The organism is Pseudomonas sp. GL93, assembly GCF_003408955.1.
GTDB lineage: Bacteria > Pseudomonadota > Gammaproteobacteria > Pseudomonadales > Pseudomonadaceae > Aquipseudomonas > Aquipseudomonas paracarnis.
In genome coordinates this window covers 32,980-54,912 of the sequence record NZ_NKRF01000029.1, presented here as the reverse complement: position 1 = coordinate 54,912, position 21,933 = coordinate 32,980, and the positions used below count along the sequence as shown (strand labels likewise).

Sequence of the window (21,933 nt, the reverse complement as noted above, 5' to 3'; positions counted from 1 at the left end):
GCGAAGTCTCCCACGGTCTGTACTGGCTAGAGTCAGATGCTGGCTTTTAGTCCCACCACCCCTACAAGTCTAACCATACAAGCTGGCTTGCCTGCGATGGCGGCTTACCCGCTGGCATATTCACTGCCTGTCATGCCGCTATCGCAGGCAAGCCAGCTCCCACAGGGGAGTGCATTACGCCCGCCTGATATCGTCATTTATTGCAACCTGCATGATCTGGTTAAGTTCAATTTAAATAACCTATTGAAATTAAAGAATTTTATTTTTTGTGGCGACTGGCACGCTGCCTGCACTGTCCGTTTTGAGACTTGTAACATCATTTTTCGTGCCTGGAGCAAAACAACAATGATCACATCCTCATCCACGCTGCAAGAGTCAAGCACGCTCTCCGGGGTTTCCTGGGGGGCGATTTTCGCCGGTGCCGCTGCGGCGGCCGCCTTGTCATTGATCCTGGTGTTGCTGGGCTTCGGCCTGGGCTTTTCGGCGGTGTCGCCTTGGGCTGACAGCGGTATCAGCGCCAAGGGCCTTGGCATTTCCACGATTGTCTGGCTGGCGTTCACCCAGATTGTCGCTTCTGGCCTGGGCGGTTACATCGCCGGTCGTTTGAGGGTGAAGTGGGCCAATATGCACGGCGACGAGGTGTACTTTCGCGACACCGCCCACGGCTTCCTGGCGTGGGCTGTGGCCACATTGATCACGGCGATGTTGGTGGTCGGCTCGGTCAGCAGTGTGGTCAGCGGCGGCGTGAAAGCTGGCGCCAGTGTGGCATCGGGCGCCGCCAGCGGCCTCATCCAAGCTGCCGGCAGCGCGGCAAAGGGTGCCGACAGTGGTGACTTCGGTTATTACGTGGACAGCCTGTTCCGCGATGATCGCCCTGCGGCGGTCAGCGATGATGCAGCCCACGCCGTGGTCGGTCGCATCCTGACGCGTACGTTGAGCAACGATGGCCAACTGGCAGCGGAAGATCGCGCCTACCTGGCCCAACTGATCAGCCAGCGCACCAACCTGAGCCAGGCCGATGCCGAAGCCCGTATCGACAAGGTGTATGGCGATGCGCGCAAAGCCGTCGAAGACGCCAAGCTCAAAGCCAAGCAAGCCGCTGAAACCGCGGCGAAAGTAGCGGCCTACACATCCCTGTGGACATTCGTGGCCCTGCTCATCGGTGCGTTCTTCGCCAGCTTCGCTGCTACCTTTGGCGGTCGCCGCCGGGATGCCGTGGTGTACGTCGAAACCGAAAACTACGTTCGTTAATTCAAGGCCCATTCATTTAAGGAAAACATCATGCGCTCATTACTGCTGTGGTTCCTCGGCGTGCCGATTCCGGTGATCATTCTGATCGCGATTTTCATGCACTAATTGCAGGAGCGAGCTTGCTCGCGAAGAACTGCTGGGCGCCGCGTTCATTCAAAATGGCCGCGGCGTTCTTGCGTTTTTCGCGAGCAAGCTCGCTCCTACAAGGGCAGGGGTAGGGCAAGCCCCGTCAGTCGTCGAACCCAACCTGCTCATGGATTTCATCCACCTTCAATTCCAACCGATACGCCACCGCAATGAACAACGCCTGGCACAGACACAGCGTGGCGCTCAGCGAGCGGAAAGCAAACGAGGAACCTTCATTGACCAACAGCACCGCATTCGCCCGCTTGGCCAGGGGCGACAGGTTGCTGTCGGTGATGATCAGGGTCTTGGCCTGGTGATGCTGCGCGATGCGCAGGCAGTGCTGGGTCTCTTTGCCGTAGGGCGTAAAACTGATCGCAATCACCAGGTCATTGGCGCGCACGCTGCGCATCTGCTCGCGATAACTGCCGCCTAGCCCCGAGATCAGGTGGATGCGCTTGTTGGTGTGCTGCAGGTTGTAGACCAGGTAGTCGGCCACCGCAAACGAGCGGCGCACACCGACCACGTAGATGTTGTCGGCATTGACCACCAGGTCCACGGCTTTCTCGAAGGCAGCGTCGTCCAACTCCAGCCCCAGACGTTCGATGCCCGACAGGGTGGCGTTGACGCATTCGCGCGCCAGGTCGCCGCCGCTGGCCTTCTGGGACTTGTTGGCGATCATGCTGCGGATGCGCTGTTGGTAGTTCTGTACCGGCGTGGTCTTGTGGGTATACGCCTCGCGAAACAGTGCCTGCATCTCACTGAACCCGCTGAAGCCGAAACGTTGGGAGAACCGCACGATGGCCGAGGGGTGCACTTCGCATTCCCGGGCGATGTCGCTGATGCGGTCGACCATGATCCGGTCGCTCTGCTGGCTCATGTAGCTGGCGATGCGCTTGAGCTGGCGCGGCAGGCTCTCGTATTCGTCGGTGATCAGCTGCAACAGGCGTTCGGCATTGATCGGAGGGCTGGCGACAGTTTCTTCCAGGGTGGTCTCGGGATCGGTGCGGGACATGGGCAATCCTTCTGGCGTGTTCGTCTGATGCGCTGATAGGTGGCGCAAGTCTACAGGGTAGGCGCAAAAAAATACCCCGGTATCACGGCCCGCGTGGCTTGCTGAAACGATGCATGGGCGCTGGCGTGTCGCTATCCTGAGGTATTGGAAAAAATATTCCACTAAAAATAATTATGGAATAAATATTGATTGCTGCCACCGGACGTTCTAGTCTGCTCCCACCAAGAGCGTTTGCCGTCGCCACGGCGGCACAACGCAGGCTGATAAAAATAACAGGAGCCAGCATGGGCCAGACTCGTTTTGCCAGTGGGCGTCAATTGGATCTGATTTGCCTCGGGCGCCTGGGCGTCGATCTCTATGCGCAGCAAGTCGGTGCGCGGCTTGAGGATGTGTCCAGCTTCGCCAAGTACCTCGGCGGTTCTTCCGCCAATATCGCTTTCGGCACGGCCAGGCTTGGGCTCAAGTCGGCGATGCTGAGCCGGGTTGGCGATGACCACATGGGGCGTTTCCTGGTGGAATCCCTGGCCCGCGAAGGCTGTGATGTCAGCGGCATCAAGGTCGACCCGGAGCGCCTCACCGCCCTGGTGCTGCTGGGCCTCAAGGACCGCGAAACCTTCCCCCTGGTGTTCTACCGCGAAAACTGCGCCGACATGGCCCTGCGCGCAGAAGACATCAGCGAAGCCTTTATTGCCTCGAGCAAGGCGCTGTTGATCACCGGTACGCATTTCTCCACCGACGGCGTGTACAAGGCCAGCCTGCAGGCCCTGGATTACGCGGCCAAGCACAACGTCAAGCGCGTGCTGGACATCGACTACCGCCCCGTGTTGTGGGGCCTGGCCGGCAAGGCCGATGGCGAAACCCGTTTCGTCGCCGACCAGAATGTCAGCCAGCATGTGCAGAAGATCCTGCCGCGTTTCGACCTGATCGTCGGCACCGAAGAGGAATTCCTGATTGCCGGCGGCAGTGAAGACCTGCTCACGGCCCTGCGCGCCGTGCGTGAACTGACCCCGGCCACCCTGGTGGTCAAGCTCGGCCCCCAGGGCTGCACGGTGATCCATGGCGCAATCCCGGCGCGCCTGGAAGACGGGGCCATCTATCCTGGCGTGCGGGTTGAAGTGCTCAACGTGTTGGGCGCAGGCGATGCCTTTATGTCGGGCTTTCTCAGCGGCTGGATCAATGACGCCAGCGATGAGCGTTGCAGCCAGTTGGCCAATGCCTGTGGCGGCCTGGTGGTGTCGCGCCACGCCTGTGCGCCAGCGATGCCGACACTCGCCGAACTCGATTACCTGTTCAACAGCCCCGTGCCCATCACCCGGCCGGACCAGGACGTGACCCTGCAACGGCTGCACCGTGTCACGGTGCCGCGCAAGGCCTGGAAGCAACTGTTCGTGTTTGCCTTCGACCACCGCTGGCAATTGGTGGAGCTGGCGCAAAAAGGCGGCCAGGCCCCTGAGCGTATCAGCGCCATCAAGCAGTTGTTTATCCAGGCCATCGAACGCGTGGAGCGCAAACTCAGCGAGCAGGGCGTCGAGGCGGATGTGGGCCTGCTCGCCGACCAACGCTTTGGCCAGGATGCACTCAACGGCGCCAGCGGTCGCGGCTGGTGGATCGCCCGCCCGGTGGAAGTGCAGAACTCGCGGCCCCTGGCGTTCGAACACGGGCGTTCGATTGGTAGCAACCTGATTGCCTGGCCCCAGGAACACATCATCAAGTGCCTGGTGCAATTTCATCCTGATGACGAGCCGATGCTGCGCCTGGAACAGGAAGCGCAACTCAAGGCGGTGTACGAGGCGTCGCTGGTCAGTGGCCACGAACTGCTGTTGGAAGTCATCCCGCCCAAAGATCACCCGTCCATCTACCCGGACGTGCTCTACCGCAGCCTCAAGCGCCTCTACAACCTGGGCATCTACCCGGCCTGGTGGAAGATCGAAACCCAGTCGGCCGAAGACTGGAAAAAGCTCGACGACCTGATCCAGGAACGCGACCCCTACTGCCGTGGCGTGGTGTTGCTGGGCCTGAATGCTTCCCCCGAGTTTCTCGCCGATGGTTTCAAGCAGGCCAGCCAGAGCAGCACCTGCCGTGGGTTTGCCGTGGGCCGCACGATCTTCCACGAGCCGAGCCGGGCGTGGATGGCGGGGGAGATTGATGATGAAACGCTGATCCAGCAGGTGCAGCAGACCTTCGAACAGCTCATCAATGCCTGGCTCAGCGCCCGAACCTGATGCATGACCGATACCTGTAGGAGCAAGCTTGCTCGCGAAGATCGTTAACGATTACACGGGCATTCTGGCGAAACGCGCTGCCCTTGCGTTTTTCGCGAGCAAGCTCGCTCCTACAGTTGAGAAGCGACTTGAATAATAAAGGTGCAGCCATGCCCGCAATCCGAATTGGCATCAACCCGATCTCCTGGAGCAACGACGACCTCCCGGCCCTCGGCGGTGAGACCCCGCTGAGCACGGCCCTGAGCGAAGGCAAGGACATCGGCTACGAAGGTTTTGAACTCAACGGCAAATTCCCCAAGGATGCCAAGGGCGTCGGCGACGTGCTGCGCCCCTATGACCTGGCCCTCGTCTCCGGCTGGTACTCCAGCCGCCTGGCTCGTCGTTCGGTGGCCGAGGAAATCGAGGCTATTGCCGGGCATGTCGAACTGCTCAAACAAAACGGCGCCAACGTACTGGTGTACGGCGAAGTCGCCGACTCGATCCAGGGCTCGCGTATCCGCCTCATCGAGCGCCCGCGTTTTTACAGTGAACAGGCCTGGCAGGCATACGCTGACAAGCTCACCGAGCTGGCGCGCTTCACCTTGTCCCAGGGCGTGCGCCTGGCCTATCACCACCATATGGGCGCGTACGTGGAATCCCCCGACGACATCGATCAGTTGATGAAACGCACGGGCCCGGAAGTCGGCCTGCTGTTCGATTCGGGCCACTGCTACATGGGCGGCGGCGAACCCCTCGACGTGCTGCGCAAGCATATCGACCGCGTCTGCCATGTGCATTTCAAGGACGTACGCAAACCCGTGGTGCAACTGGCGCGCAACCAGATGTGGAGCTTCCCGGACTGCATCGTCAACGGCACCTTCACCGTGCCCGGCGATGGTGATATCGACTTCGCGCCGTTGCTGGATGTGTTGCTCGCGGCGAACTACAAGGGCTGGCTGGTGGTGGAAGCCGAGCAGGACCCGGCCGTCGCGCCCAGCTATATCTACGCGAAGAAGGGTTACGACACCCTGCGTGCGCTTCTCAACCAGAGGACTTGAGTGATGAGCTTGTTGGTCAAAAGCAGCAAACGCGGGCAAACCATGGTTGCCCTGGAGGTGGGTCGCCTGGAGTACGTAGGCTTTGCCGCCTACCGCCTGAGCCTGGGCGAAACCCTGCCGGTCAGCGCCGGTGATCAGGAACTGTGCCTGGTGCTGCTCAGCGGTCGGGTGAATATCGAAGGTGAAGGTTTCAATTGGCAGAACCTGGGTGATCGCCAGTCGGTGTTCGAAGACAAATCACCGTTCGCCGCCTATTTGCCGCCGGGCACCGACGCCCAGGTCACGGCCCTGAGCGATGTGCAGATCGCCGTCTGCGCAGCGCCGGGTGCCAAGGGTTTTGCCCCGCGCTTGATCCGCCCCGAGCAGTGCAAGCGCAGTGTGCGCGGCAAAGGCGCCAATACCCGCTACGTGTGCGACATCCTGCCCGACAGCGAGCCGGCCCATTCGCTGCTGGTGGTGGAAGTCCGCACGCCGTCCGGGCATTCCTCCAGCTACCCGCCGCACAAGCACGACACCGACGACCTGCCGCACCAGAGCTTTCTGGAAGAGACCTACTACCATCAGGTCAACCCGCCCCAGGGCTTCGTGTTCCAGCGCGTGTACACCGACGATCGCAGCATCGACCAGGCCATGGCGGTGGAAAACAGTGACCTGGTGGTGGTGCCCAAGGGGTATCACCCGGTCAGTGTGCCGTATGGCTACGAGTCTTATTACCTGAACGTGATGGCCGGCCCCAAACGTGCCTGGCATTTCCATAACGACCCGCAGCACAGCTGGCTGCTGGACCTGTAAACGGTGTTGCACGGAGAACAAAAACAATGAAGTCGCCGCTACGTTTTGCCCTTAACCGCATGGTCGCCCCCAACCTGTCCTTGCCGGATTTCATCCAGTTGGCGGCGGCTCTCAACTGCGAGGCCATTGAGATCCGCAACGACCTCAAGAACCGTGAAATCGAATACGGCACGCCCGCCAGCCGCGTGCGTGAGTTGTGCGCAGCGCAAGGCATCAAAGTGCTGTCGATCAACGCGCTGTACCCCTTTGATGTGTGGAACGACGAACGTCGTGCCCAGGCAATCGAACTGGCCACCTACGCCCGTGAGTGCGGGGCCCAGGGCCTGGTGATGTGCCCGTTCAATCAGCCTGGCGATACGCGCAACGACGCGCAGCGCGCCGCCGGTTTGCGCACGGCGTTGAGCGAACTGGCGTTGATCCTGCGCGAGTACGGCATTCTCGGTTTCATCGAACCTCTGGGCTTCACCGTGTCCGCCCTGCGCCGCAAGCGCGTGGCAGTGGATGCAATCAAGGTCATCGGTGGCCTCGATGTGTTTCGTGTGGTGCACGACACCTTTCACCATCACCTGGCCGGCGAGCATGAGTTCTTCCCGGAACTGACCGGGCTGGTGCATATCTCCGGGGTGGAAGACCGCGAGGCGCCGCTGGACTCGATCCGCGACGGCCACCGCGTGCTGGTGGGCGAGGACGATATCCTCGGGAATGCGGCGCAGATCGACACCTTGCTGAGCACCGGCTACAGCGGCTATTTGTCGTTCGAGCCGTTTGCCGAAAGCGTGCATGGGTTGGCGGACATCCGGCAGGCATTGGGCAGCAGCATGGCGTACTTGCAAAAGCCCCTGCCATAACGCGATCAAAATGTGGGAGCTGGCTTGCCTGCGATAGCGGTCTATCAGTTGCACATGTATTGCCTGACATAGCGCTATCGCAGGCAAGCCAGCTCCCACACTGGATCGGTGTTGAACACTTCAATTGCAGTCACACAAGGTGCAAGTAATGACCACAACACGATTGACCATGGCCCAGGCCCTGGTGAAGTTCCTGGATAACCAATACATCGAAGTCGACGGCGTACAGAGCAAGTTTGTCGCCGGGGTGTTCACTATTTTCGGGCATGGCAATGTGTTGGGCCTCGGCCAGGCCCTGGAGCAGGACAGCGGCGACCTGGTGGTGCATCAGGGCCGCAATGAGCAAGGCATGGCCCACGCTGCCATTGGGTTCGCCAAGCAGCACCTGCGCCGCAAGATCTATGCGTGCACGGCCTCGGTCGGGCCGGGCGCGGCGAATATGCTCACCGCCGCAGCCACCGCCACCGCCAACCGCATCCCGTTGCTGTTGCTGCCGGGCGATGTCTATGCCAGCCGCCAGCCCGACCCGGTGCTGCAGCAGATCGAGCAATTCCACGACCTGAGCATCAGCACCAACGACGCCTTCCGCTCCGTGAGCAAGTACTGGGACCGCATCAACCGCCCCGAGCAACTGATGACCGCGGCGATCCATGCCATGCGCGTGCTGACCGACCCGGCCGAAACCGGCGCGGTGACCCTGGCCTTGCCCCAGGATGTACAAGCCGAAGCCTGGGACTACCCCGACTATTTCCTGCAAAAACGCGTGCACCGCATCGACCGACGCCCGGCCACCAGCGCCATGATCGGCGACGCGCTGGCGGCGTTTCGCGGCAAGCGCAAGCCGCTGATCATTTGCGGTGGCGGGGTCAAATACTCCGGCGCCAACCAAGCACTGCAAGCCTTTGCCGAGCGTTTCGATATTCCTTTCGCGGAAACCCAGGCGGGCAAGAGCGCCGTGGTTTCCAGCCATCCGCTTAACGTCGGCGGCATCGGCGAGACCGGCTGCCTGGCGGCCAACCTGCTGGCGCCCGAGGCGGACTTGATCATCGGTATCGGCACCCGTTATACCGACTTCACCACTTCGTCAAAATCGCTGTTCAAGCACCCCGAGGTAAGGTTTCTCAACCTCAATATCAGCCCCTGCGATGCGTTGAAGCTGGACGGCGTGCAGGTGCTGGCCGATGCAAAAGTCGCCCTTGAAGCACTGGCCAATGCCCTGGGCGATTACCGTTCGGGCTGGGGCGAGCAGATCGCCGACGCCAAGGCGCAACTCGACGCCGAAGTCGACCGCGTGCATCAGGTGCACTACCAGGGCGATGAGTTTGTCCCCGAAGTCGACGACCACCAGGACCGTGCCGTGCTGCGGGAATTCATCGAGCTGACCGGTTCGTGTCTGACCCAAAGCGCTGTGCTTGGCGTGCTCAATGCACGCCTGGCCGATGACGCAATCATCGTGGCCGCCGCCGGCAGCCTGCCCGGCGATTTGCAGCGTGCCTGGCGCAGCAAGGGCGTCAACACCTACCACGTCGAGTATGGCTATTCATGCATGGGCTACGAGATCAACGCCGCCCTGGGCGTGAAGCTGGCCGAGCCGAGCAAGGAGGTGTACGCCCTGGTCGGCGATGGCTCCTACATGATGCTGCACTCGGAGCTGGCCACCTCGATCCAGGAGCGCCGCAAGATCAATGTGGTGCTGTTGGACAACATGGCGTTCGGTTGCATCAACAACCTGCAAATCGGCAATGGCATGGACAGCTTCGGCACCGAGTTCCGCTACCGCAACCCCGAGAGCGGCAAGCTCGACGGGGGCCTGGTGCCGGTGGACTTCGCCATGAGTGCGGCGGCCTATGGTTGCAAGACCTACAAGGTCAGCACGCTGGAACAGCTGGAAGCGGCGTTGGCCGATGCGCGCACGCAAACCGTCTCCACGCTGATCGATATCAAGGTGCTGCCCAAGACCATGATCCACGGCTACCTGTCGTGGTGGCGGGTGGGGGTGGCGCAAGTGTCCACCAGTGAACGCACGAATGCAGCGGCAAAAAAACTCAATGAACACCTGGCCAAGGCCCGGCAGTACTAACAACAAGAGGAGTGTTTGCATGTCTTTGAAGCTTGGAGTGATTGGTACGGGCGCCATTGGCCGGGACCATATTCGTCGTTGCAGCCAGGCCTTGCTTAACAGCCAGGTGGTGGCCGTCACCGACATCAACCTTGAGCAGGCGGCCCAGGTGGTGGCGGATTTGAAGCTGGACGCCGAGGTGTACCCGGACGGCCATGCGTTGATCAACGCGCCAGAGGTCGAAGCGGTACTGGTGACGTCCTGGGGGCCGAGCCACGAAGAATTTGTGCTGGCCGCGATTGCCGCCGGCAAACCGGTGTTCTGTGAGAAACCCCTGGCGGTGACGGCCGAGGGCTGCCGCAACATTGTCGAGGCCGAGGTAGCCCACGGTAAGCGCCTGGTCCAGGTGGGCTTCATGCGCCCTTATGATCAAGGTTACCGCGCCCTCAAGGCGGTGATCGACAGCGGCCAGATTGGCGAGCCGTTAATGCTGCACTGCGCGCACCGTAACCCCACGGTGGGCGAAAACTACAACACCGGCATGGCGATCACCGACACCCTCATCCATGAGCTGGACGTGCTGCGTTGGCTGCTCAACGACGACTACGTGTCCGTGCAGGTGGTGTTCCCGCGCAAGACCAGCAAGGCGCTGGCGCACCTGCGCGACCCGCAGATCGTGCTGCTGGAAACTGCCAAAGGCACGCGTATTGACGTGGAAGTGTTTGTGAACTGCCAATACGGCTACGACATCCAGTGTGAAGTGGTGGGGGAGAGCGGTATCGCCAGGTTGCCGGAGCCATCTCAGGTGCAACTGCGCAGCGACGCGAAGCTGTCCAACGCGATCCTGATGGATTGGAAGGATAGGTTTATCGGTGCCTATGACGTGGAGTTGCAGGCGTTTATCGACAGCGTGCTGGCCGGGCAGGTCGGCGGGCCGTCGGCGTGGGATGGGTTTGCGGCGGCGGTGGCGGCCGATGCGTGCATTGAAGCCCAGGGCAGTGGGCAGATTGTGAAAGTCAGTCTGCCGGATCGCCCACACTTCTACGGCTAACTCACTGAAGAAATGTGGTTGACACTGTGGGAGCTGGCTTGCCTGCGATAGCGGTCTATCAGTGGCAGATTCAGTGCCTGACACACTGCTATCGCAGGCAAGCCAGCTCCCACAGTTGCTTGGGTTCCCAAACCAATTCTGGAGTTGAGCATGCGAATCGGACTAGTGGGCTACGGCCACGGCGGGCGCTTTTTTCATGCGCCGTTGATCGCCACCCTGCCTGGGGCCACCTTTGTCGGCGTGGTGACGCGTTCACCCGAACGTCGCCAGCAATTGAGTACTGATCTTCCAGGTGTCAAAGCCTTCGACTCCATCGGCCAGATCGTCGAAGCCGGCGTCGATGCCCTGGTGATTTCCACCACGCTCAAAGGTCGCCCGGCCCTGGTGCTGGAAGCCATCGAGCACGGGGTGGCGGTGGTCAGCGATAAACCCTTTGCCGCCAACGCCGAACAAGCCCAGGCCCTGATTACCGCGGCCGAGCGCCAGGGCTCGCTGCTCAGTGTTTATCAGAATCGGCGCTGGGATTCGGATTACCTGACCCTGCGCAAACTGATCGACGCCGGCGCGCTGGGCACCATCACCCGCTTTGAATCCCGCGTGGAGCGCTACAGCCCGCAGGCTGTGGGCAATGCCAGCGGTGGCGGATGGCTGCGCGACCTGGGCAGCCATTTGGTGGACCAGGCGCTGCAACTGTTCGGCCCGGTGGATCGGGTGTTTGCTCAATTGCACTACACCCCTGAACATCCCACCGTGGACCACGGCTTCTTTGTCTCCCTCACCCATGCCAACGGCGTGATCTCGCACCTGTGGGGCAACGCGTTGCAGAACAGCCAGGCGCCGCGATTTCGCGTCAGTGGCAGCCTGGGTTGCTACACCGTCGAAGGCCTGGATGGCCAGGAAGAAGCGCTGCTGGCCGGCAAGTCGCCGAAAATCGAGGGTGAACACTGGGGCGCTGAGGAGCACCGACGCTGGGGCTGGTTTGAACAAGGGCCGGAGCGTGAGCGGGTGCCGTCGGAGAAGGGCTGCTGGCCCCAATTCTATCGGCAGTTGCAAGCTGCCGTGGTGGGGCAGGGGCCGTTGCCGGTCAGTGCCTATGACGCCCTGGAAACCACCCGTATATTGGACGCCGCACGCCTGAGCGCTGAGCGTCAGCAGGTGGTTTCGACAAAAATAGAATAAAATTCTAAAACAGGTTGATATGGAAATTATTTTCTAATACAGTCTTTTCCAGGTTGCATAAAGTACGTCCCGGAAGCTACGGGCGACTCAACAAAAACAAGATCAAAAACAACCAGGTACCGTCAGATGAAAATCTTCAACGCTGTACTGCGAGTTTTACGCCCCCTCCAAGCGCCACGCGGACTGCCCCGCGGCCGGCCGTTCTACTTCTCCTTTCTGAATGTGCTGTGCGTCGAAAACCAGGGCGCACTGGTGTGCTGCATTCCAGGCGCGCCGGTGGTGCGACTGACAGCCGAGTCCTGATCAACGCAACGTCGAAAAAAACCAACAAGAAAGTGGAGACAGACCGTTCATGAAGACCCCGATCCGTTTTACCGCCCTGGCCTTGTCCATGCTGCTGGCCAGTGGCGTTGCCGTCGCCGCCGATCTGAAGGTGGGCGTGACGATGTCCGCATTCGATGACACCTTCCTCACCTACCTGCGCGAGGACATGGACAAACAAGCCAAGTCCTATCCAAAAGGCGATGGCGTGCAACTGCAGTTCGAAGATGCCCGCGCCGATGTGGTCAAGCAGTTGAGCCAGGTCGAGAACTTCATCAGCCAGAAGGTCGACGCGATTATCGTCAACCCCGTCGATACCGCGTCGACCAAGAACATCATCAGTGCCGCCACCAAGGCGGGTATCCCGCTGGTGTTCGTCAACCGCCGCCCCGACCAGAAGGACTTGCCCAAGGACGTGGTGGCCGTGACCTCCGATGACGTCGAGGCCGGTCGCCTGCAAATGCAGTACATCGCCGAAAAGCTCGGCGGCAAGGGCAAGATCGTGATTCTTTTGGGCGACCTGGCGAACAACTCCACCACCAACCGCACCAAGGGCGTGAAGGAAGTGCTGGCCAAGTACCCGGACATCAAGATCGAGCAGGAACAAACCGGCATTTGGTTGCGTGACAGGGGCATGACGCTGGTCAACGACTGGCTGACCCAAGGCCGGGAGTTCAATGCGGTGCTGGCCAACAACGATGAGATGGCGATCGGTGCGTCCATGGCCCTGAGATCGGCCGGCAAGGAAAAAGGCAGCGTGTTGATTGCCGGTGTCGACGGCACGCCCGATGGCTTGAACGCGATCACCAAGGGCGACATGACCGTGTCGGCCTTCCAGGACGCCAAGGGCCAGGCGGTAGGTTCGGTGGAGGCAGCGCGCAAGATGGCCAAGAAGGAGCCGGTCGAGCAGAACGTGGTGATCCCGTTCCAGTTGATCACCCCGGACAACGTCAAAGACTTCAAGTAGCCCTGACACCACAACAATAAGCCGGCAGGGCGGTCACGGCCGCCCTGCAGATGGAGTACCTCCCTATGCTTGCTCAAGCCGCCACGTCGCAGCCCGCCGCCCACCCGGCGCTGGCGCTGGACGAACCCTACCTGCTGGAAATCCTCAACATCAGCAAAGGCTTTCCCGGTGTCGTGGCCCTGGACGATGTGCAACTGCGGGTGCGCCCCGGCACGGTGCTGGCGTTGATGGGCGAGAACGGTGCGGGCAAGTCGACGCTGATGAAAATCATCGCCGGCATCTACCAGCCCGACGCCGGCGAGATTCGCCTGCGTGGCAAGCCGATCACCTTTGAGACGCCGCTGGCCGCGCAAAAGGCCGGGATCGCGATGATCCACCAGGAACTCAACCTGATGCCCCATATGAGCATCGCCGAGAACATCTGGATCGGCCGCGAGCAGCTCAACAGCCTGCACATGGTCAACCACCGCGAAATGCACCGCTGCACTGCCGAGTTGCTGGCGCGCCTGCGCATCAACCTCGACCCGGAAGAACAGGTCGGCAACCTGAGCATTGCCGAACGGCAGATGGTCGAGATTGCCAAGGCGGTGTCCTATGACTCCGACATCCTGATTATGGATGAACCCACCTCGGCCATTACCGACAAGGAAGTGGCCCACCTGTTTTCGATCATTGCCGACCTCAAGTCCCAGGGCAAAGGCATCGTCTATATCACCCACAAAATGAACGAAGTGTTCGCCATCGCCGATGAAGTGGCGGTGTTCCGCGACGGCCAATACATCGGCTTGCAACGTGCTGACAGCATGAACAGCGACAGCCTCATCTCGATGATGGTCGGGCGTGAACTGAGCCAGCTGTTCCCGGTGCGCGAAACGCCGATTGGTGACCTGCTGCTGTCGGTGCGCGACCTGAGCCTGGACGGCGTATTCAAGGACGTATCGTTCGACCTGCACGCCGGGGAGATCCTCGGGATCGCCGGGCTGATGGGCTCCGGGCGCACCAACGTGGCGGAAACTATTTTTGGCATCACCCCAAGCTCCAGCGGGCAAATCACCCTGGACGGCAAGGCGGTGCGCATTACCGACCCGCATATGGCCATCGAGAAAGGCTTTGCGCTGTTGACCGAGGACCGCAAGCTCAGCGGCCTGTTCCCGTGCCTGTCGGTGCTGGAGAACATGGAGATGGCGGTGTTGCCGCACTATTCGGGCAACGGTTTTATCCAGCAGAAGGCCTTGCGTGCCCTGTGTGAAGACATGTGCAAGAAACTGCGGGTGAAAACCCCGTCTCTGGAGCAATGCATCGACACCTTGTCCGGTGGCAACCAGCAAAAGGCCTTACTGGCGCGCTGGTTGATGACCAACCCACGCCTGCTGATCCTGGATGAACCGACGCGTGGTATCGATGTGGGCGCCAAGGCCGAGATCTATCGCTTGATCGCTTTTCTCGCCAGTGAAGGTATGGCGGTGATCATGATTTCTTCCGAACTGCCCGAAGTGCTCGGTATGAGCGACCGGGTGATGGTGATGCACGAAGGTGAACTGATGGGCACCCTGGATCGCGCCGAGGCGACCCAGGAAAAAGTCATGCAGTTGGCTTCCGGGATGACCGCAGTCCACTGATCTACAGAATAAGAAGGTGATGGGTTATGAACGCAATAACAGACAACAAGCCGGCAACCGCACCGGTCAAGAACCGTCGACGCATGCCCACCGAGCTGAGTATCTTCCTGGTGCTGATCGGTATCGGCCTGGTGTTTGAACTGTTTGGCTGGATCGTGCGCGACCAGAGCTTTCTGATGAACTCCCAGCGTTTGGTGCTGATGATCCTGCAGGTGTCGATCATTGGCCTTTTGGCCATCGGTGTGACTCAGGTGATTATCACCACGGGCATCGACTTGTCGTCCGGCTCGGTGCTGGCCTTGTCAGCGATGATCGCCGCCAGCCTGGCGCAGACCTCCGACTTTTCCCGGGCGGTGTTTCCGTCCCTCACCGATTTGCCGGTGTGGATCCCGGTGGCGATGGGCTTGGGCGTGGGGCTTTTAGCGGGCGCGATCAACGGTAGCATTATTGCGGTCACCGGCATTCCGCCGTTTATCGCAACCCTGGGCATGATGGTCTCGGCCCGTGGCCTGGCGCGCTATTACACCGAAGGTCAGCCGGTGAGCATGCTCTCGGACTCCTACACGGCGATCGGCCATGGCGCGATGCCGGTGATTATCTTCCTGGTGGTGGCGGTGATCTTCCACATCGCCCTGCGTTACACCAAGTATGGCAAGTACACCTATGCCATCGGCGGCAACATGCAAGCGGCGCGCACTTCGGGGATCAACGTCAAGCGTCACTTGATCATCGTCTACAGCATTGCCGGGCTGCTCGCAGGGCTGGCTGGCGTGGTGGCTTCGGCCCGCGCCGCGACCGGCCAGGCCGGGATGGGCATGTCCTATGAGCTGGACGCGATTGCCGCGGCGGTGATCGGCGGTACCAGCCTGGCCGGTGGAGTAGGGCGCATCACCGGCACGGTGATCGGCGCGTTGATCCTCGGGGTAATGGCCAGCGGGTTTACCTTTGTCGGGGTGGATGCGTATATCCAGGACATCATCAAGGGTCTGATCATTGTGGTGGCGGTGGTGATCGACCAATACCGCAACAAGCGCAAGCTCAAGCGCTGAGTTCCTGCCCCTGTAGGAGCGAGCTTGCTGTGGCGAGGGAGCTTGCTCCCGCCGACTGCGCAGCAGTCTCCGGCTTTTATTGGGGGTGCTTCGCCCCCCAGCGCAAGCAAGCTTGCTCGCCACAGCAAGCTCGCTCCTACAGGGGATGAGGCACTTTCAACCGTTTGTCTTCTATATAGCTCCACAACACTGAATTTCTTGCTATAAACGCACTCCGATGACCATTCGCCAAGCCCGTCCTGGTGCCTTTGGGGGTTAATCGGGAAAAAATGCCTGTCTTTTCAGTTGCTGCGCCCTCAAGTCGGCCTTAGACTGCCGCCCCTCGTAAATTGAGTGCCGGGTGGCGCTTGAAATGGACGGCGCCCTTCCGAGACCTGCACAGGCCTTGCGGAACGCTCCCTTATTCGCCTTAATGCACGTATTTTTTATAGAGAAATCAATGACAAAGGAAAAGTTGCTGGCCATGCCGGCGGATGACTACATGAATGCCGAACAGCACGCTTTTTTCGAGAAGTTGCTGCAAGACATGAAAGTGGAACACCACGAGCGCATTGAGCAGAACCGTATCGCCATTGAAAGCCTGGATACCCCGGCCGACCCGGCTGACGCGGCTTCTGTCGAAGAAGAGCGCACCTGGCTGGTGAACGCCATTGACCGCGACCAGCGCATGCTGCCGCAACTTGAGCGTGCCCTGGAACGCATCAAGGAAGATTCCTTTGGCTGGTGTGACGACAGCGGCGAGCCTATCGGCCTCAAGCGCCTGCTGATCAGCCCCACCACCAAGTACTGCATCGAAGCGCAAGAGCGCCACGAACAAATCGACAAGCACCAGCGTCAAGCCTGATGCGCTGAATGGGGCGGCTCTCGAGCTGGCCGCCCCCGTCTCTACATTGTTGCTGTTTATGCAATGAAGCTATTCCGTAGATAGCTTTTTCCAACTGGAATAAAACCGTAGCATGGCCAACATTGTTAGCCAGCTAACTAATGCTGCGGAGAAGCTCCATGCAAAACAAAGTCGATGTGGCCGTGATGATCGGCAGTGGCGTGCCTGAAACCCTGCGTGCCCTGGGCCAGCGCGCCTGCTGGGTGGTGTTGCTCAACGGTGAGCAGCGCGGCACCGCGTTCGCCAGCCGGGACGAGGCGCAGGAATGCCAGGCTGCCTGGCAAGCGCTGTTGCGCAGTGAAGAGTCAGACAGCCTGCATTGAATCAAACGTGGGGACGTTCATGCAGCAGCGCATTGAGGTCATCCACTGCGGGTGCCCACTCTGCGTCGACGTGCAATTGTTCCCTGAGGAAGTTCGCCTGCTGTTCGCTCCAGAATGGCGCGTCGATGAGTTTTACCTCATCGGGCAGGCGATGTTCGGCGGTGAAGCGTTCGATGGCTTCCTGGCTGGAATCCAGGCCCAGTTGGTCGAACAGGGTTTCAAGGGTTGGGGTGGTGGTGTCCATAACGTTCTCCATGCGGGCTTATCGTCATGCATGTGAGGGGTAGGGGGACGCCAGAGTTCTATCGGATTGTCAGGAATTGAGCGCGCCGCAATCCACGGCGGCTTTCAGTGCCTTGGCCGCCTCTTTGCCAGCGACGGCTGCTGCGTCGGCGGTTTTGAACCAGCGGTCTTTTTCCACCTGGTGCGCGGGGACCTTGTTCAGCGGCGGTTTGGCTCGCATGATGATGACTGCTTGAAACTCACCCTCTACTTCCCTCGCATCGCCGTGGATAATAAATTCGCCAATATCAAATTCCGTCACGTATAGCCTTCCCTTCAAGGTAACTGCGCTGATGAAACCTGACCCGCAGGGGGCAAACTTCAATGGACGGGCGAGTATGGCAGTTGTTGAAGGAAGGTGGCGCAGTAAAGTCAGCCAGGTGACGAAACGACGCCACCGCAACGAGCGTGCAGCTTGGCTTCCAGGACCTTGGCCAGTTCGCAGGCCTTGTTGTGATCGCTGCGAAAACCCTTGATCCTGCCACTGGGCACTTCAAGAATATGAAAAAAGTTCTTTCCTGCCGGTACAACTTGATACAGAACTGAATTCAAGTACCCATTAAGGTTAAGCAAGCAGTAGTATTGGCGTTCGTCTGGACATGATGAACGAGTGTGGAAAGACGTAGCGTCGTGTTGACGTCGTTGCATGCTCAGCTCCTGTCGATCGATCTTGTTAGCCTGTGGTTAGCGTTACCGGTGGTTTTGACCCCGGTTGCTGTTTTAGTATTGTCGTCGGCAGTTCGCGACTGGTTCCATGCCTTGAGTGTTTTTTTGTGTTAGGTGTCGGAAAACTGCATTTTTAATCGGGTTATTCTCTGAAGTTGGTCGACCCGTATTCTCGGGTCGTTGAACCTGTGATTTGCTGTACCACCGGATGACCTTTTATGAGGTCATCGGCAGATGTCTGTACTAGCCTTACGAGTTCTCTTCAGTTTTTTAATGACGCTGTGATCGTGTCGTAACGGCCATTTTTTTGTGCTGCTCGCTTTGGCGACCAGTGCTTTTTTTGATGTGGGGGCGTTTCCTTGGCAGTCAGTAATCTGGATATGCACGCGTTATTCGTGCTGGGTGATTTGCGCGCTAAGTTGGTCAAGCAGTTTCAATCCCGGTTTGTCTACGTCACTGAGCAGACGCCGGAAGGCATTTATATCGCCGAGATCGATACCGAAGCGGCGATGGTCGTGGATGACAAGCCACGTCTGGAACTCAAAGTGGGTGACCATTTTCGCGCGTCGGTGTTGCCCAGCCGTGAAGGTGGCAAGTTCGAATTGAGGTTTCGCGATATCAAGTTAACCGTGTACGGCATCGGCGACTATGCCTTTGTGTCGTCGAATGAAGGCCAGGGTATTGTGTTCAAGGAAGGCCACAGCGTGATGCTGGTATTCGCCGCCCATGAGCAATTGCAGGAAGGGTTGACCAAGACCCTGAAGGCCGTGACGGGCAAAGCCGCCAAATGGCGCAAGGGTGAGCTGGTGACCTTCAAGGCCAGCGAGTAGGCGATAAACACGCTGTGTATTTTTGGCTTTTGGAACCTCTACTACAGTTGAGTTGACTTAACTATTCAGAGGCTTCGCGCATTCGCAGCAAAGCCGTTCGCCATGACTGCGAAAAGCGAGGTGCAAAGGCATGAAAGGATTGAAGTCACTGCTGGCGGCGGGCCTGACGACTCTGAGTCTGTCACTGCCGGTATCGGCAGCCCAGGCGCCGGTGCATTTTGCCGATCTGAACTGGGAAAGCGGCAGCCTGATCACTGAAGTTCTGCGCTTTATCGTCGAGAAGGGCTATGACTTGCCCACCGACACGTTGCCTGGCACCACCATTACCCTGGAAACCGCCCTGGCCAAGAACGACATCCAGGTGATCGGCGAGGAATGGGCTGGCCGCAGCCCGGTGTGGGTCAAGGCTGAAGCCGAAGGCAAGGTGGCGGGCCTTGGCGATATCGTCAAAGGCGCTACCGAAGGCTGGTGGGTGCCGGAGTACGTGGTCAAGGGTGACTCCTCAAAAGGGCTCAAGCCCTTGGCTGCGGACCTCAAAAGCGTGCAGGACCTGGCGCGTTACAAGGACGTATTCAAAGACCCTGAATCTCCAGGCAAGGGGCGCTTTCTCAACAGCCCCATTGGCTGGACCTCCGAAGTGGTCAACAAACAGAAGCTCAAGGCTTATGGCCTGGATGACAGCTACGTGAACTTCCGCAGCGGTTCGGGCGCGGCGCTGGATGCGGAGATTGCTTCGTCGATTCGCCGGGGCAAGCCCGTGCTGTTCTATTACTGGTCGCCGACCCCGTTGATGGGGCGCTACAAATTGATCCAGCTGGAAGAACCGCCGTTTGATGCAGACGCGTGGAAGACCCTGACCGACGCCGACAACCCGAACCCGAAGCCGACACGCTCGTTGGCTTCCAAGTTGAGCATTGGTGTATCGACGCCGTTCCAGCAGGCACATCCACAGATTGCCCAGTTCTTCGAGAAGGTCGAGTTCCCCATCGAACCGCTTAACAAAGCCCTGGCAACGATGAGCGAACACCACACGCCGCCTCGGGAGGTCGCCCAGGCGTTTCTTAAGGAACATCCGCAAGTGTGGAAGGCCTGGTTGACGGACGATGTGGCGCAGAAGGTCGAGGCGAGCCTCAAGTAACCGCCAGTCGTTGTATCGAGTGAAGATCAAAATGTGGGAGCTGGCTTGCCTGCGATGACTGAGTGTCAGACAACACTTTCTGATGCTGACCCACCGCTATCGCGGGCAGGCCAGCTCCCACATTTGATTGTATTCAAGCTTTAGAATTTGGTCTGTACGGCCAGCTCAAAGGTCCTCGGTGACCCCAGATAATACGCCGGCGACACATGGGCAAACTCCGCGTACACCTCGTTAGTCAGGTTACGCACGCGCCCGGTTACCGTGGTATGCGCATCCAGCTTATAACGCAGGAAGGTGCCGAACAGCGTATAGGCCGGTACGGTCTGGGTGTTGGCATTGTCTGCATACACCTGGGCGACATAGCGCGCTTCCACCCCACCTTGCCAGTCCTCGGCAAAATCGTAGGTCAGCCACAGGTTGCCCACGCGCTTGGGCACGTTGGTTGGCGTATTGCCCTTGCGCGACACCACGGCGCCGCTGGCGATTTTCTCGTTGAACTCATCGTACTGCGCGTCTACCCAGGCGAAGTTGCCTTCGGCCAATAGCCTCGGCGTGATGCGCAGCGAGCTGGCCAGTTCAATGCCCTTGGACGACTGCGCGCCCACCGGGATGCTGCTGGTCGGGTCCAGCGGGTCGGTGACGGCAAAGTCCTTGCGTTCGATCTTGTAGGCGGCGACCGTGGCCGAGCCCCGACCTTCCAGGTAATCGAACTTGCTGCCGATTTCCCATTGCTTGCCCGTGGACACGTCGAACACTTGGGTGGTGGTATTGGGCTGTTCGACGGCGGTGCTGTATTGCACATAGACGTTGGCGGACGGGATGAACTGATAGGTCAAGCCCACCCGGCCCGTTACCGGTTCCCAACTGCGCTTGAAGTGCCGCGGGTTGGTGGCGGTGATGGTGCGGTGGTTGGTCACGTCCAGGTCGATGGCGTCATAGCGCAGGCCGGTCAGCAGCGAGAGCTTATCCGTCAGTCCCAGACGGTTTTCCACGAACAGTGCCTTGGTGGTTACTTGGTTGGTCGTGCCCTTTTCAAACCCCGGTTTCATACCTGGGATGTCATAGAAATGCCCTGGACCGTAGTCGTTCGGGTCAACTGTACTGTTACCCGAAGCTTTAAGCGGGTGGCTCGTGGTGCTATTGACCTTGTACTCAAAACCACCCGACCAGGTGGTGGCAAGGCCGAACATGCTCGTGTCATGGCGCAGTTCGAACTGGTTGCCGTTCTGCTCGCCCTGATGCCGCACCTGATAGGCCGTTGAGCGGTTCACCGCGCTGTTGTCGGCGTTGTACTGGTAAGTCTCCAGGTTGCGGTAATCGCGCTGGCTGTCGAGGTGGTAGAGGGTGTTTTTCAGCGTGGTGCTGTCGTTGATTCGGTAGTCGATGATCGAACGTGCCCAGATTGTTCGTTGCTCATAACGGCCGTCGGCAACGTTGTAGTTATTGAAGCGGTTGTGCTTGTCGATCTTCAGTTCACCGGCCTTGGGGTTGAGCACCGGCGTGCCCCAATACGGGCTGTCTTCATGTTCGTCCTGATATTCCAGGGCCAGGGTGTGGGACAGATTCGGGCTGAGGTCGCTGAGCAGGGAAAACGCCACGCTCCAGGCATCGCGCTGGTCGCGGTCGATGTAGCTGTGGTTGGTGTTGCGGCTCACATCCAGGCGGGCGTAATGCTGCACTTCGGCACCGGGTTCGGTCAGCGCATGGTTGAGGCCGAACGCCATACCGGCGGTGTCGTAGCTGCCATAGCTCAGTTGGCCTTCGATGGCCTGTTCCTCGCGGTTTGCCAGCTTGGTCACGTAGTTCAGCGAGCCACCCACTGAGCCTGCGCCGTTGATCAAGGAGGAGGGGCCGCCCACCAGTTCGACGCGGTCGTAGATCCATGCATCCACCGGCCGTGCCAGGCCCGTGGCGACATTGATGCCGTTGAACATCTGGGTAATCTGGCTGCTGGTAAACCCTCGATACGAGACAAAACCACCAAACCCAGGTGGTGCGCTGGCGTTGACGCCGGGCAGGGTATTGGCCGCATCGCGAAAGGTCTTGGCGCCGTGGCGCTCGATATCGTTGCGGCTGGCGATGGCCACCGACGCCGGGGTTTCCCGCACGCTCAGGCCCAGACGCGAGGCCATGCCGCTGGATTGGTCCAGGGCCAGGCCTGGCTCGGCACTTTGCTCGCCGTCAATGGTGGTCGGCGCCAATTCAAGGGCTGAGGTGCAAACAGGCAGGCAGCCGAACAGGCCCGCCAGCAGGGGTAAATGTTTCATGGTTGAATCCT

Annotated in this window: 21 protein-coding genes; 15 read left to right on the top strand and 6 right to left on the bottom strand. The window is 59.8% G+C overall.

Annotated elements, in window-relative coordinates:
- The first annotated feature begins 345 nt into the window (after positions 1-345).
- A complete protein-coding gene (locus tag CER19_RS05765) occupies positions 346-1,251 on the top strand; it encodes a hypothetical protein (protein ID WP_116665702.1) in 906 nt (301 codons plus the stop codon).
- Between the two features lie 229 nt (positions 1,252-1,480).
- Here CER19_RS05765 and CER19_RS05760 read toward each other — a convergent pair whose 3' ends face one another.
- Entirely contained in the window at positions 1,481-2,389 is a 909-nt protein-coding gene (locus CER19_RS05760) for a MurR/RpiR family transcriptional regulator (protein ID WP_005787722.1), read from the bottom strand.
- Positions 2,390-2,471: 82 nt separating this feature from the next.
- Positions 2,472-2,675: a hypothetical protein gene (locus CER19_RS28545; RefSeq protein ID WP_133298311.1), complete on the bottom strand. Its 204-nt coding sequence runs from the start codon at positions 2,673-2,675 to the stop codon at positions 2,472-2,474.
- On the opposite strand from CER19_RS28545, the gene iolC reads away from it, so the two are divergent.
- The 12 genes from iolC to CER19_RS05700 all read left to right on the top strand — a co-directional run bounded on the left by iolC (position 2,674) and on the right by CER19_RS05700 (position 16,739).
- Positions 2,674-4,611 carry a 5-dehydro-2-deoxygluconokinase gene (gene iolC, locus CER19_RS05755; protein WP_116665701.1) on the top strand — a complete coding sequence of 646 codons (1,938 nt, stop codon included), beginning with the start codon at positions 2,674-2,676 and terminating at the stop codon, positions 4,609-4,611. The two genes, CER19_RS28545 and iolC, sit on opposite strands and share 2 nt — an antisense overlap.
- A gap of 149 nt (positions 4,612-4,760) precedes the next feature.
- Complete coding sequence (gene iolE / locus CER19_RS05750; protein ID WP_116665700.1) at positions 4,761-5,648, top strand: myo-inosose-2 dehydratase; 888 nt, start codon at positions 4,761-4,763, stop codon at positions 5,646-5,648.
- A gap of 3 nt (positions 5,649-5,651) precedes the next feature.
- Positions 5,652-6,440 (top strand): 5-deoxy-glucuronate isomerase, encoded by a 789-nt coding sequence (gene iolB / locus CER19_RS05745; protein WP_116665699.1) that lies wholly within the window; start codon positions 5,652-5,654, stop codon positions 6,438-6,440.
- Positions 6,441-6,466: 26 nt separating this feature from the next.
- Complete coding sequence (locus tag CER19_RS05740; RefSeq protein WP_116665698.1) at positions 6,467-7,288, top strand: TIM barrel protein; 822 nt, start codon at positions 6,467-6,469, stop codon at positions 7,286-7,288.
- A 148-nt stretch (positions 7,289-7,436) separates the two neighbouring features.
- Entirely contained in the window at positions 7,437-9,368 is a 1,932-nt protein-coding gene (gene iolD / locus CER19_RS05735; RefSeq protein WP_116665697.1) for a 3D-(3,5/4)-trihydroxycyclohexane-1,2-dione acylhydrolase (decyclizing), read from the top strand.
- Between the two features lie 19 nt (positions 9,369-9,387).
- On the top strand, positions 9,388-10,398 hold the full coding sequence (locus CER19_RS05730) for a Gfo/Idh/MocA family protein (RefSeq protein ID WP_116665696.1): 1,011 nt from the start codon (positions 9,388-9,390) through the stop codon (positions 10,396-10,398).
- Between the two features lie 150 nt (positions 10,399-10,548).
- Positions 10,549-11,577: a Gfo/Idh/MocA family oxidoreductase gene (locus tag CER19_RS05725; protein ID WP_116665695.1), complete on the top strand. Its 1,029-nt coding sequence runs from the start codon at positions 10,549-10,551 to the stop codon at positions 11,575-11,577.
- 352 nt (positions 11,578-11,929) lie between these two features.
- Positions 11,930-12,865, top strand: coding sequence for a sugar ABC transporter substrate-binding protein (locus CER19_RS05720; RefSeq protein WP_116665694.1), 936 nt, complete (start codon positions 11,930-11,932; stop codon positions 12,863-12,865).
- Between the two features lie 65 nt (positions 12,866-12,930).
- Entirely contained in the window at positions 12,931-14,484 is a 1,554-nt protein-coding gene (locus CER19_RS05715) for a sugar ABC transporter ATP-binding protein (RefSeq protein ID WP_032897009.1), read from the top strand.
- Between the two features lie 26 nt (positions 14,485-14,510).
- The gene (locus tag CER19_RS05710) at positions 14,511-15,533 is read left to right on the top strand and encodes an ABC transporter permease (protein WP_003191668.1); all 1,023 of its coding nucleotides are present in this window, start codon (positions 14,511-14,513) and stop codon (positions 15,531-15,533) included.
- Positions 15,534-15,972: 439 nt separating this feature from the next.
- Positions 15,973-16,377 carry a TraR/DksA C4-type zinc finger protein gene (locus CER19_RS05705; RefSeq protein WP_003191666.1) on the top strand — a complete coding sequence of 135 codons (405 nt, stop codon included), beginning with the start codon at positions 15,973-15,975 and terminating at the stop codon, positions 16,375-16,377.
- Between the two features lie 158 nt (positions 16,378-16,535).
- Complete coding sequence (locus tag CER19_RS05700; protein ID WP_014718764.1) at positions 16,536-16,739, top strand: hypothetical protein; 204 nt, start codon at positions 16,536-16,538, stop codon at positions 16,737-16,739.
- Between the two features lies 1 nt (position 16,740).
- On the opposite strand, the gene CER19_RS05695 is transcribed toward CER19_RS05700, so the two are convergent.
- From CER19_RS05695 to CER19_RS05685, 3 genes are all read right to left on the bottom strand, one after another.
- Positions 16,741-16,983, bottom strand: coding sequence for a DUF2789 domain-containing protein (locus CER19_RS05695; RefSeq protein ID WP_116665693.1), 243 nt, complete (start codon positions 16,981-16,983; stop codon positions 16,741-16,743).
- Positions 16,984-17,052: 69 nt separating this feature from the next.
- Positions 17,053-17,283, bottom strand: coding sequence for a hypothetical protein (locus CER19_RS05690; RefSeq protein WP_116665692.1), 231 nt, complete (start codon positions 17,281-17,283; stop codon positions 17,053-17,055).
- Positions 17,284-17,393: 110 nt separating this feature from the next.
- The gene (locus CER19_RS05685; protein WP_165861602.1) at positions 17,394-17,669 is read right to left on the bottom strand and encodes a hypothetical protein; all 276 of its coding nucleotides are present in this window, start codon (positions 17,667-17,669) and stop codon (positions 17,394-17,396) included.
- A gap of 398 nt (positions 17,670-18,067) precedes the next feature.
- Here CER19_RS05685 and CER19_RS05680 point away from each other — a divergent pair, with 398 nt between their 5' ends.
- Together CER19_RS05680 and CER19_RS05675 are read left to right on the top strand one after the other, a co-directional pair.
- Complete coding sequence (locus tag CER19_RS05680) at positions 18,068-18,517, top strand: hypothetical protein (protein ID WP_178088100.1); 450 nt, start codon at positions 18,068-18,070, stop codon at positions 18,515-18,517.
- Between the two features lie 130 nt (positions 18,518-18,647).
- Positions 18,648-19,655 (top strand): ABC transporter substrate-binding protein, encoded by a 1,008-nt coding sequence (locus tag CER19_RS05675; RefSeq protein ID WP_116665690.1) that lies wholly within the window; start codon positions 18,648-18,650, stop codon positions 19,653-19,655.
- 140 nt (positions 19,656-19,795) lie between these two features.
- Here the strand turns inward: CER19_RS05675 and CER19_RS05670 are convergent, their stop codons facing one another.
- Positions 19,796-21,922 (bottom strand): TonB-dependent siderophore receptor, encoded by a 2,127-nt coding sequence (locus CER19_RS05670; RefSeq protein WP_116665689.1) that lies wholly within the window; start codon positions 21,920-21,922, stop codon positions 19,796-19,798.
- Between the last annotated feature and the right edge of the window lie 11 nt (positions 21,923-21,933).